The following is a 12,191-nucleotide window of genomic DNA, read 5'->3' as shown; positions in this document are numbered from 1 at the left end:
GCGTTGCGTCATAGTGCCCGATAAACCGTGGCGAGGGAGCATGCTCCCGCTGGGTGGCGCAGCCGCCCCAATCGGAACGACGCAACCTTCCCAGACGGACCGCGTCAGGAGGTTTTACGACGGCTGCGCCGCCGAGCGGGAGCAAGCTGCCTCGCCACAGCGGCGCCCTCACGATTAAACCGTGATGCCATGCTTGCTCAAGAAAGCCACGAACGCCTCTTCATCCAGCACCTTGAGCCCCAGCTCATTGGCCTTGGTCAATTTCGACCCGGCGCCCGGCCCCGCCACCACGCAGTGGGTTTTCGCCGACACCGAACCGGCGACCTTCGCCCCCAGGCTCTCCAGCTTGTCCTTGGCGACGTCGCGACTCATCAACTCCAGCGAACCGGTCAGCACCCAGGTATGCCCCGCCTCGGGCAAGCCTTCGACGACCTTCTTTTCGCTCTGCCAATGCATGCCGAAGTCGCGCAACTGTCGTTCCGCTGCCTCGGCCTGCTGACGGTTGCTGGCATTGGCGAAGAACTCGCGCACGGCGTTGGCCTGCTTTTCCGGCAACGCCTGGCGCATGTCAAGCCAGTCGGCATTCATCACCGCTTCGAGTGAACCGAACTTGTCTGCCAGTTTCTGCGCCCCGCCCGGCCCGACCGAGGGGATGTCCAGTTTGTCGAGAAAGCCGCCCAGGGTTGTGCTGGCGGAGAACTCGGCGCCCAACTCGCCTTGGTCCTGAATCTCGAGACCGTGGCACAGCAGGTCCTTGATCACCTGGCGGTTGTGTGGGTCTTCGAAGAAGCTGTGGATCTCGTGGGCCACTTCCAGGCCGACGTCGGGCAAGTAGGTGAGCACCTGGGGCAAAGCCGCTTGTACGCGCTCCAGCGAACCAAGAGAGCGAGCCAGGACCTTGGCGGTTTCCTCGCCCACGTCCGGGATGCCGAGGGCGTAGATAAAACGCGCCAGGCTCGGTTTTTTGCTGTCGACAATGGCCGCCAGCAGGTTCTTGCTCGACAGTTCGGCGAAACCCTCCAGGTCGACCACCTGCTCGAAGGTCAGGGCATACAGGTCGGCGGGCGAACCCACCAGGCCCTCGTCCACCAGTTGCTCGACACTCTTCTCGCCCAGACCTTCGATGTCCATGGCCCGGCGCGAGACGAAGTGAATGATCGCCTGCTTGAGCTGCGCGCCACAGGCCAGGCGACCGACGCAGCGATACACCGCGCCTTCGCTGATGGTTTCACGGCCCTTGCTGCGCTTGATCAGTTGCGTGCGCTCGACATGGGAGCCGCACACCGGGCACTGCTGTGGGATCGCGACCGGACGAGCATGCTCCGGCCGACGTTCGGTGATCACCTGCACCACTTGCGGAATCACATCCCCGGCGCGGCGGATGATCACCGTGTCGCCGATCATCAGGCCCAGACGCGCCACTTCGTCCATGTTGTGCAACGTGGCGTTGGCCACGGTCACGCCAGCGACCTTGACCGGCTTGAGGCGCGCCACGGGCGTCACGGCGCCAGTGCGACCGACCTGAAACTCGACGTCCAGCAACTCGGTGAGTTCTTCAGAGGCCGGGAATTTATGAGCGATGGCCCAGCGTGGTTCCCGGGCGCGGAAACCCAGTTCGCGTTGGGAGGCGATACTGTTGACCTTGAACACCACCCCGTCGATTTCATAAGGCAACGCGTTGCGCCGCTCGCCGATGTCGCGGTAGTAATCCAGGCATTCGTCAATACCATGGGCCAGCTTCAATTCACGGCTGATGGGCAGGCCCCAGGCCTTGAGTTGCTTGAGATTGCCGATGTGGGTATCGGCAATGTCCGTGGTCACCTGGCCGATACCGTAGCAGCAGAATTCCAGCGGGCGGTTGGCGGTGATCTTGGAATCCAACTGGCGCAGGCTCCCCGCCGCCGCGTTGCGCGGGTTGGCGAAGGTCTTGCCACCCGCTTCCAGTTGCGTAGCGTTGAGGCGCTCGAAACCGGCCTTGGACATGTACACCTCGCCGCGCACTTCCAGCAGTGGCGGCCAGCCACTGCCCTGCAACTTAAGGGGGATGTTGCGCACGGTACGCACATTGACGCTGATGTCCTCGCCCGTGGTGCCATCACCGCGCGTGGCTCCGCGCACCAGCAGGCCGTCCTGATACAACAGGCTGACCGCCAAGCCATCGAGCTTCGGCTCGCAGCTGTATTCAACCGCCGCGCCACCGCCCAGCAAATCGCCCATGGGCAGGTCGAGGCCTTCAGTCACCCGCCGGTCGAACTCGCGCATGGTGGTTTCGTCGAAGGCGTTGCCCAGGCTGAGCATCGGGATCTCGTGACGCACCTGGCTGAACGCCGACAGCGCCATGCTGCCGACGCGCTGGGTCGGGGAATCGCTGGTCACCAGCTCCGGGTGCTGCTCTTCCAGGGCCTTGAGTTCGTGAAACAGACGGTCGTATTCGGCATCGGGGATGCTCGGCTCGTCGAGGACATGGTAACGATAGTTGTGCTGATCCAACTCGGTACGCAGCTGTTGGATGCGGGTTTCGACGGCGTTCATGGGTGTTCTCTCATAAAGCAAAAGAGCAGCCTAGGCTGCTCAATCTTTTAAAATCGTTGGCAGTTCGAACCTGAACCTACCAATACAGAACCTGTGGCGAGGGGATTTATCCCCGCTGGGCTGCGAAGCAGCCCCAAAAGTCATCAATTCAATTAGCCTGATCAGGCTAGGGCGTCAGGTTTCAGGGCTGCTTTGCAGCCCAGCGGGGATAAATCCCCTCGCCACAAAAAGCCCCTGCGCCACAAAGGCTTTGCCGATTTCAGCGTTTCTGGGTCAACGCACGACGCTCGAATTCGACGATGCGCTGGCGGTAGTGCTCGATGGTCTGGGCGGTCAGCACGCTGCGCTGGTCATCCTTGAGTTCGCCATTGAGCTCCTGGGACAGCTTGCGCGCCGCAGCCACCATCACGTCGAAGGCTTGCTTGGGATGACGTGGACCCGGCAGGCCGAGGAAGAAACTCACCGCTGGCGTGCTGAAATGATCGATGTCGTCCAGGTCGAACACCCCGGGCTTGACGGCGTTGGCCATGGAGAACAGCACCTCGCCGTTGCCGGCCATGCTCTCGTGACGGTGGAAAATGTCCATCTCGCCGAAACGCAGGCCGCTTTCCAGAATGTTCTGCAGCAACGCCGGGCCCTTGAAACCGGCCGGATCGCGGCAGATCACGCTGATCACCAACACTTCTTCAGCCTGGGCCTGGTCCTTGTCGGCGCTCGAGGTTTTGTTCTCGTCCGGGAAGTCGCTGTCGCGACTGCTGAAGCTCGGACCACCATCCAGGTCGAGGTTCAGGTTCAAATCACCCTGGGATGGCTCGCTGTTTCGCTTGCCGCGCTTGGAGCCCGATTCCCGTGGCTCACGGGCAGGCGCGCTCATCGACGGCAAGTCGTGTTCGTCCAGCTGCGGCTCCTTGTGGGTGTCCAGCACCCGGGGCGGGCCCAGCAGCTCGGCGTTGTCATCCTCATCCGGCAGGTTCGACAAGCTGCGGTCCAGGCGAAACTTCAGCTTCCCCTTGCCGCCGCGCATGCGACGCCAGCCGTCGAAAAGAATACCGGCAATGACAATGATGCCGATGACGATCAGCCACTCGCGCAGACCGATTTCCATGTAATCCCGTGCCTCTATAAAAATGCTGAAAAATAAGGGGCTTAGCTATTTGCAAACCGCTTTAAAACGTGGCGCCAACTCTATGTTCTGAATGGCCTTTTGCCCACGCATACGAAAAATTGACATTAAACTAGCACGACCAAAGATAACTTTACACCGTCTGTCGCACAGGCTTGTGCCCAATCTGTGATTTGAACAACAGGCCCAAGGGTAAAAAATACCTACAGCGTTCCAAGTAGAAGCCCTACAACCGGTTGTTCAGGCATCCACCATGGCCATGGCCTCCTCCACATCCACCGCCACCAGCCGCGAACAGCCCGGCTCATGCATGGTCACGCCCATCAACTGATCGGCCATTTCCATGGCGATTTTGTTGTGGGTGATGTAGATGAACTGCACCGTTTCAGACATCTCCTTCACCAGCCGTGCGTAACGGCCTACGTTGGCGTCGTCCAGTGGTGCGTCGACCTCGTCGAGCATGCAGAACGGCGCCGGGTTCAATTTGAAGATGGCAAAAACCAGGGCCAGCGCGGTCAGCGCCTTTTCGCCACCGGAGAGCAAATGGATGGTGCTGTTCTTCTTGCCAGGAGGACGCGCCATGATTGTCACCCCTGTATCGAGTAAATCTTCGCCCGTCAGTTCCAAGTAAGCGCTGCCGCCACCGAAAACTTTTGGGAAAAGGGCCTGCAAACCACCGTTGATCTGATCAAAGGTATCCTTGAAGCGGTTGCGGGTTTCCTTGTCGATCTTGCGAATGACGTTTTCCAGGGTCTCCAGCGCTTCCACCAGATCGTCGTTCTGGGCGTCCAGGTAACGCTTGCGCTCGGACTGCTGCTGGTACTCGTCGATGGCCGCCAGGTTGATTGCCCCCAGGCGCTGGATGCGCTGGGCAATGCGTTCCAACTCCTCCTCGGCGTCCTTCTCGTTCGCCCCGGCCACCAGGGTGGCGAGCACACCATCGAGGTCGTAGCCGTCTTCCAGCAACTGGTCCTGCAAGGCTTTGCGCCGCACCGTCAGGGCTTGCCACTCCATGCGCTGCTGTTCCATTTGGCCGCGGATCAGTTGCGATTGCTGCTCGGCCTGGCTGCGACGCTTTTCGGCGTCGCGCAGTTCACGGTCGGCGTCCTCCAGGGCGATCTGCGCCGTCTTGAGTTCTTCGTCGACGCTCATGCGCTTGTCGAGCAACTCTTCGAGCTTGAGGCGCAGCTCTTCGAGCGGCGCTTCACCCTCCTCCAGATTGAGGCTCAACTGCTCGCGTTTTTCGGTCAGGCGTTCGGACTGCATTTCCAGCCGTTCCAAGGCCTGGCGCGTGGAATCGTGCTGGGCCTTGAGCGAGCCCAGGCGCACCGCCAACTGATGGGCATGATCCTTGTGCTGGCGTGCTTCCTGGCGCACCCGGTCCAGGCGCTCACGCAAGCTGTCACGCTGGGCCAGCAGCAATTCACGCTGCTCGGTGTCCAGCGCCATGGCGTCGAGGGCTTCTTGCAGTTGCAAGCGCGCCTCGCCGATCTGTTCGTGCTCCAGCGCCCGCTGCTCGCCCAGTTCGGCGATTTCTTCTTCCAAGCGGGTGCGGCGCAACGCCAGCTGTTCGACCTTGGCCTTGCCGGCCGACAACTGCGCCTTGAGCTCGCCTTGCTGGCGCGCCTCATCCTGCAACAGCCGCCGCAGGTGTTCGCGACCGTTCTCCTGCTGACGCTGTTGCGCCCGAAGGTTTTGCAATTCGGTTTCCAGGGCTTCGACGCTGGCCTCGCGCTCTTCGCGCTCGGCGCCCAGGCGCTGGATTTCCTGGCCCCGGGCGAGCATGCCGCTCTCGGCTTCGCTGGCCCGGCGCACCCGCAGGAAGTGCCGGCCGACCCAATAACCGTCCCGGCTGATCAGGCTTTCGCCGGCCGCCAACTGCCCACGCAGGGCCAACGCCTGTTCAAGGCTATCCACCGGTTTGACCTGCCCCAGCCAGGGCGACAGGTCGACCTGGGCCTCGACCTTGTCCAGCAAGCTGCCGGGGATTCGTACGCCGTCGCCAGCCGGGCTGAGCAGGCGCAGATCGCCCTGGGTGAAACCCGACAGGTCGAAGCCGCCGAAGTCATCCACCAGCACCGCTTGCAGGTCGGCACCCAGCACGGTTTCCACCGCCAGCTCCCAACCGGCATCGACCTTCAGGCCCTCGGCCAGTCGCGGACGCTCGGCCAGATGCTGGTCGCGCAGCCACTCGGCGGTGCTGGTGCCTGGGTCCAGCGCGGCTTGCTGCAAGGCTTCCAGCGAAGCCAAACGCCCATTGAGCCGCTGCAATTCGCCCTGGGCCTGTTGCTGGTTCTGCAAGGCCAGTTGCAAGGCCTGGCGCAGTTGCTCAAGCCGTTCGACCTGGGCGTCTTCGCTGGCCTGCAAATCTTCGAGAGTGGCTTCGCTGGTCGCCAGTAGCTCGCTCAGGTCCAGAATCGCCGCGTCTTCCGGGTCTGCCGCGAGCAAGGCACGCTCTTCGGCCAGGCGGCGCTGCCGTTCGGCGAGGCGCTCCATGCTGGTTTCCAACTGCTGGATGCGCGACTGCTGGACTTCAGCCTGGCGCCGTGGCTCGGCCGAGGTCAGGTTGAAGCTGTCCCACTGCTCTTGCCAGCCGTGCATGGTCAGCTCGGCTTCTTCCAGGGCTGCGGCGGCTTCTTCGGCGGCGGCGCTGGTGATTTCCTGCTCTGGCGTGAGCCGGTCCAGCTCTTCGCCAAGGGTCAATAGCAGCGTGCGGTCGTGGCCCAGGTGGGATTCGGTTTCCAGGCGCGCCCGCTCGGCTTCCTTCAAGTCATCCTGCAACTGCCGCAGCCGTTGCTGACCGTGCTGGATGCTCTGCTCGACCCGGGCGATGTCGCCCCCCACGGAATAGAAGCGCCCCTGCACCAGATTGAAGCGCTCCGACAGGTCGTGGTGACCGTCACGCAGGCGTTCGATGGCGGCGTCGGCGTTGCGTTGCTCGGCCACCAGGGCCTCGAAACTGACTTCCTGGTTGCCGATGATCGCCTCACGCTGACCGACCTGCTCGTTCAACGCCTGCCAACGCAGGGCCGAAAGTTGGGCCTTGAGCTGGCGCTCCTCGCCCTTGTATTCCTGATACTTCTTCGCGGCCTCTGCCTGACGGTGCAGACGTTCCAGCTGGCGCTCGAGTTCTTCGCGCAGGTCGGTCAGGCGCGCGAGGTTTTCGTGGGTGCGACGAATGCGGTTTTCAGTTTCGCGCCGACGTTCCTTGTATTTGGAAATACCGGCGGCTTCTTCAATGAAGTTGCGCAGATCTTCAGGCTTGGCCTCGATCAGCTTGGAGATCATGCCCTGTTCGATGATCGAGTAGCTGCGCGGGCCCAGGCCGGTGCCGAGGAAAATATCGGTGATGTCGCGGCGTCGGCACTTGGTGCCGTTGAGGAAGTAGCTGTTCTGGCTGTCGCGGGTCACTTTGCGACGAATGGAGATTTCCGCATACGCGGCGTATTCACCCACCAGGGTGCCGTCGGAGTTATCGAACACCAGCTCGATGCTGGCCTGGCTCACCGGCTTTCGGCTGGTGGAGCCGTTGAAGATGACGTCGGTCATCGACTCGCCGCGCAGGTTCTTGGCCGAGCTCTCGCCCATCACCCAACGCACGGCATCGATGATGTTCGACTTGCCGCAACCATTGGGCCCGACCACTGCCGCCATGTTACTGGGGAAGTTCACCGTAGTCGGGTCGACGAAGGATTTGAACCCCGCCAGTTTGATGCACTTGAGCCGCACGTTCAGGCCTTCGTCAGGGCAGAGACCACCAGATCGCAACTGCGCTGGGCGTAGGCCGTCAGCACGAGGCGAATCTGCGGCAGATCACGGGCCAGCACAGCGGCGAGCAGGCGCTGGAACAGGTCGAGGAACTCGCTCATTTCCGCCTTGCGCTGGTCCAGGGCCAGGAAATAGGCACGGCTCATGGCCGGTTGCAGGTTCTCGACGGTTTCCTGCAAGTACGGGTTGTTGGCAAAGGGATAGGCGGCGCGCATCACGCTGAAGCTTTCATCGACGAAGGTACGGATGTCCTGGCGCGCGTAGGCGTCGTTGAGACGCTGCTGGATCGCCACGAACGGCGCCATGTCGGCCTGCTCTTTCCAGCCATGGGCCACGGCGTAACCCAGCAGGATGTACAGCTCGCTCATCAACGTGCAGAGGCTGCGCACCTTGTGCTCGGTGAGTTCGGTGACGTGGGCACCGCGGCGCGGCAGGATCGCGATCAAGTGGCGTCGCTCCAGGATCAGCAAGGCCTCGCGGACCGAACCGCGGCTGACGTTGAGCGCCAGCGTGACCTTCTGCTCCTGGATGCGCTCTCCCGGCTTCATTTCGCCGCGAATGATGCGTTCGGCGAGATGGTGGGCGATTTGCTCGGCGAGGCTGTCCGGGGCCTTGAACGTCATGGTTGTCCTTCAAACTCTTCGATTTGCACAAGCGGCGCAGTGTAGCGCACTCGATACGTCATGGCGCAGGGCCTGCAGCGGGTTTTTGGCACGATTCAAGCAAAAAAGCAGGGCGTCACCCAAGGGTCAATACTGAACCTACACGTTGTTCATCGACAAAACGAATTTTCCTGACCTTTAAGTCAGAAAATCATTGACCGAAAAGTCAAAACTGATAAATTCGGCCCAAGTCGATACAACAATAATGAGTCTGCGAGGCCTTCCGTGATCCAGTTTTTACTCAACCAGGAACTCCGTAGCGAGCACGCCCTGGACCCGAACCTGACCGTGCTCAACTATTTACGCGAGCATGTTGGTAAGTCCGGTACCAAAGAAGGCTGCGCCAGCGGCGACTGTGGCGCGTGCACCGTGGTGGTGGGCGAACTGCATATGGATGAAACCGGCCGTGAGCGCATGCGCTACCGCAGCCTCAATTCGTGCCTGACTTTCGTCTCGGCCCTGCACGGCAAGCAACTGATCAGCGTCGAAGACCTCAAGCACCAGGGCCAGCTGCACAGCGTCCAACAAGCGATGGTCGATTGCCACGGCTCGCAATGCGGCTTCTGCACACCAGGCTTCGTCATGTCGCTGTTCGCCCTGCAAAAGAACAGCGAACAATCCGACGCCCATAAAGCCCACGAAGCCCTGGCCGGCAATCTCTGCCGTTGCACCGGCTACCGGCCGATCCTGGCCGCCGCCGAGCAGGCCTGCTGCGGCAAGCAACCGGACCAGTTCGACGCCCGCGAGGCCGAGACCATCGCCCGCCTCAAAGCCATCGCACCGACCGAGACCGGCGAGCTCAACAGCGGCGACAAGCGCTGCCTGGTGCCGCTGACCGTGGCCGACCTGGCCGATCTCTACGATGCTTATCCCCAGGCGCGCCTGCTGGCCGGCGGCACGGACCTGGCCCTGGAAGTCACTCAGTTCCACCGCACCCTGCCGGTGATGATCTACGTGGGCAACGTCGCCGAACTCAAGCGCATCGAGCGTTTCGACGATCGCCTGGAGATCGGCGCCGCCACCGCCCTCTCCGATTGCTACGAAGCCCTGAAAGCCGAATACCCGGACTTCGGCGAACTGCTGCAACGCTTTGCCTCGCTGCAGATCCGCAACCAAGGCACCTTGGGCGGCAACATCGGCAACGCCTCGCCGATCGGCGACTCGCCGCCGCTGCTGATCGCCCTCGGCGCGCAAATCGTGCTGTGCAAAGGCCAGACCCGCCGGACCCTGGCGCTGGAAGACTATTTCATCGACTACCGCGTCACGGCGCGCCAGGAAAGCGAATTCATCGAGAAGATCATCGTGCCCCGGGCCAGTGCCGAGCAGGCGTTCCGCGCCTACAAGGTCTCCAAGCGCCTGGACGATGATATTTCCGCGGTGTGCGCGGCGTTCAACCTGCGCATCGACAACGGCGTGGTCCGCGAAGCCCGCATTGCCTTCGGCGGCATGGCCGCCACACCCAAGCGCGCCACCCATTGCGAAGCGGCACTGATCGGTGCGCCGTGGACCGACAGCACCGTCGAACGCGCCTGCGCCGCCCTGGCCGAGGACTTCACACCGCTGTCGGATTTCCGCGCCAGCAAGGAATACCGCCTGCTCAGCGCCCGCAACCTGTTGCGCAAGTACTTCATCGAACTGCAAACACCGCACATCGAGACTCGGGTGACCGCTTATGTCTAACCATCACACCGTAGAAAAGACCCAAGCCGAACTCGCCGAGCTGTTCGCCCGCGACCTGACCACTGGCGTGGGCCGCAGCGTCAAGCACGACAGCGCCGCCAAGCATGTGTCCGGCGAGGCCCAGTACATCGATGACCGCCTGGAATTCCCGAACCAGTTGCACGTCTATGCCCGACTGTCGGACCGCGCCCATGCCCGGATCGTCCGCATCGACACCGCGCCCTGTTACGCCTTCGAAGGCGTGCGCATCGCCATTACCCACCAAGACATCCCCGGCCTGAAGGACATCGGCCCACTGTTGCCCGGCGACCCGCTGCTGGCCATCGATGACGTGCAGTTCGTCGGCCAACCGGTGTTGGCCGTCGCCGCCAAGGACCTGGACACCGCGCGCAAAGCGGCGATGGCGGCCATCGTCGAGTACGAAGACCTGGAGCCGGTGCTGGACGTGGTCGAAGCCCTGCGCAAGCGGCATTTCGTGCTCGACAGCCACACCCACCAACGTGGCGATTCGGCCACGGCGCTGGCGAGCGCCGAGCATCGCATCCAGGGTTCGCTGCACATCGGCGGCCAGGAGCACTTTTACCTGGAAACCCAGATTTCTTCGGTAATGCCCACCGAAGACGGCGGCATGATCGTCTACTGCTCGACCCAGAACCCCACCGAAGTGCAGAAACTGGTGGCCGAAGTGCTGGGCGTGTCGATGAACAAGGTCGTGGTGGACATGCGCCGCATGGGCGGCGGCTTTGGCGGCAAGGAAACCCAAGCCGCCAGCCCGGCGTGCCTGTGCGCCGTCATCGCCCACCTCACTGGCCAGCCGACCAAGATGCGCCTGCCCCGGGTCGAAGACATGCTGATGACCGGCAAGCGCCATCCCTTCTACATCGAATACGACGTCGGCTTCGACAGCCGCGGGCGCTTGCACGGCATCGCCCTGGATCTGGCGGGTAACTGCGGTTGCTCGCCAGACCTGTCGGCGTCGATTGTCGACCGGGCGATGTTCCATGCCGACAACGCCTACTACCTGGGCGATGCGACCATCAACGGCCACCGCTGCAAGACCAACACCGCTTCGAACACCGCCTACCGTGGTTTCGGCGGGCCGCAAGGCATGGTCGCCATCGAAGAGGTCATGGATGCCATCGCCCGGCACCTGGGCCTGGATCCGCTGGCCGTGCGCAAGGCCAACTATTACGGCAAGACCGAGCGCAACGTCACCCACTACTACCAGACCGTCGAGCACAACATGCTCGAGGAAATGACCGCCGAACTGGAGCAAAGCAGCCAGTACGCTGAACGCCGCGAGGCGATCCGTCGCTACAACGCCAATAGCCCCATCCTGAAAAAAGGCCTGGCGCTGACCCCGGTGAAATTCGGCATTTCGTTCACCGCCAGTTTCCTCAACCAGGCCGGCGCGCTGATCCACGTTTACACCGATGGCAGTATTCACCTCAACCACGGTGGCACCGAAATGGGCCAGGGCTTGAACACCAAGGTCGCCCAGGTGGTGGCCGAGGTGTTCCAGGTGGAAATGGACCGCGTGCAGATCACCGCGACCAACACCGACAAAGTGCCGAACACTTCGCCCACCGCCGCCTCCAGCGGTGCCGACCTGAACGGCAAGGCCGCGCAGAACGCCGCCGAAACCATCAAGCGGCGCCTGGTGGAATTCGCCGCGCGACAGTACAAGGTCAGCGAAGAAGACGTGGAATTCCACAACGGCCATGTGCGGGTGCGCGACCACATCCTGACCTTCGAGGCGCTGGTGCAGCAGGCGTATTTCGCCCAGGTCTCGCTGTCGAGCACCGGCTTCTACAAGACCCCGAAAATCTATTACGACCGCAGCCAGGCCCGTGGCCGCCCCTTCTATTACTACGCCTTTGGCGCGGCCTGCGCCGAAGTGATCGTCGACACCCTCACCGGCGAGTACAAGATGCTGCGCACCGACATCCTCCACGACGTCGGCGCTTCGCTGAACCCGGCCATCGACATCGGCCAGGTCGAGGGCGGCTTCATCCAAGGCATGGGCTGGCTGACCATGGAAGAGCTGGTGTGGAACGACAAAGGCAAGCTGATGACCAATGGCCCGGCCAGCTACAAGATCCCCGCCGTGGCCGACATGCCGCTGGATCTGCGGGTCAAGCTGGTGGAAAACCGCAAGAACCCCGAAGACACGGTGTTCCACTCCAAGGCCGTGGGCGAGCCGCCGTTCATGCTCGGCATCGCCGCGTGGTGCGCCATCAAGGACGCCGTGGCGAGCCTGGGGGATTACCAGCACCAACCGAACATCGACGCCCCGGCAACGCCGGAGCGAGTGTTGTGGGGGTGTGAGCAGATGCGGCAGTTGAAGGCCGTGAAGCCTACGCAAGCCGAAGCCGAGATGGCTCCGCTTTGAAGAGCGGACGCGAAGCGTCCAAAGATGCATTCCC

The 12,191-nt window shown here is 62.5% G+C and carries 6 protein-coding genes; 2 read left to right on the top strand and 4 right to left on the bottom strand.

Features of this window, described 5'->3' with window-relative positions; translation table 11 throughout:
* Window positions 1-174: 174 nt before the first annotated feature.
* The 4 genes from ligA to BLO97_RS11065 all read right to left on the bottom strand — a co-directional run bounded on the left by ligA (window position 175) and on the right by BLO97_RS11065 (window position 8,046).
* Window positions 175-2,532, bottom strand: coding sequence for an NAD-dependent DNA ligase LigA (gene ligA, locus BLO97_RS11080; protein ID WP_092223063.1), 2,358 nt, complete (start codon window positions 2,530-2,532; stop codon window positions 175-177).
* Window positions 2,533-2,791: 259 nt separating this feature from the next.
* Window positions 2,792-3,637: a cell division protein ZipA gene (gene zipA / locus BLO97_RS11075; RefSeq protein ID WP_063322223.1), complete on the bottom strand. Its 846-nt coding sequence runs from the start codon at window positions 3,635-3,637 to the stop codon at window positions 2,792-2,794.
* 258 nt (window positions 3,638-3,895) lie between these two features.
* Window positions 3,896-7,384 carry a chromosome segregation protein SMC gene (gene smc / locus BLO97_RS11070; protein ID WP_092345885.1) on the bottom strand — a complete coding sequence of 1,163 codons (3,489 nt, stop codon included), beginning with the start codon at window positions 7,382-7,384 and terminating at the stop codon, window positions 3,896-3,898.
* A gap of 2 nt (window positions 7,385-7,386) precedes the next feature.
* The gene (locus BLO97_RS11065) at window positions 7,387-8,046 is read right to left on the bottom strand and encodes a GntR family transcriptional regulator (protein WP_063322225.1); all 660 of its coding nucleotides are present in this window, start codon (window positions 8,044-8,046) and stop codon (window positions 7,387-7,389) included.
* A gap of 264 nt (window positions 8,047-8,310) precedes the next feature.
* On the opposite strand from BLO97_RS11065, the gene xdhA reads away from it, so the two are divergent.
* Both xdhA and xdhB read left to right on the top strand, forming a co-directional pair.
* Window positions 8,311-9,765 (top strand): xanthine dehydrogenase small subunit, encoded by a 1,455-nt coding sequence (gene xdhA / locus BLO97_RS11060; protein ID WP_092223059.1) that lies wholly within the window; start codon window positions 8,311-8,313, stop codon window positions 9,763-9,765.
* Complete coding sequence (gene xdhB, locus BLO97_RS11055; RefSeq protein ID WP_092345883.1) at window positions 9,758-12,157, top strand: xanthine dehydrogenase molybdopterin binding subunit; 2,400 nt, start codon at window positions 9,758-9,760, stop codon at window positions 12,155-12,157. The genes xdhA and xdhB overlap by 8 nt, the downstream gene beginning before the upstream one ends.
* The last annotated feature ends 34 nt before the right edge of the window (window positions 12,158-12,191 follow it).

Source organism: Pseudomonas sp. NFACC05-1, from assembly GCF_900100135.1.
In the GTDB taxonomy this organism is placed as follows: domain Bacteria; phylum Pseudomonadota; class Gammaproteobacteria; order Pseudomonadales; family Pseudomonadaceae; genus Aquipseudomonas; species Aquipseudomonas fluorescens_Q.
Note: the sequence above shows the minus strand (reverse complement) of the source record. Positions and strands in the feature narration are given on the sequence as shown.

What these genes read in the sequence shown, in the direction of transcription:
- ligA (WP_092223063.1), bottom strand. Translation starts at nt 2,532, where the DNA reads ATGAACGCCGTCGAAACCCGCATCCAACAGCTGCGTACCGAGTTGGAT.
- zipA (WP_063322223.1), bottom strand. Translation starts at nt 3,637, where the DNA reads ATGGAAATCGGTCTGCGCGAGTGGCTGATCGTCATCGGCATCATTGTC.
- BLO97_RS11065 (WP_063322225.1), bottom strand. Translation starts at nt 8,046, where the DNA reads ATGACGTTCAAGGCCCCGGACAGCCTCGCCGAGCAAATCGCCCACCAT.
- xdhB (WP_092345883.1), top strand. Translation starts at nt 9,758, where the DNA reads ATGTCTAACCATCACACCGTAGAAAAGACCCAAGCCGAACTCGCCGAG.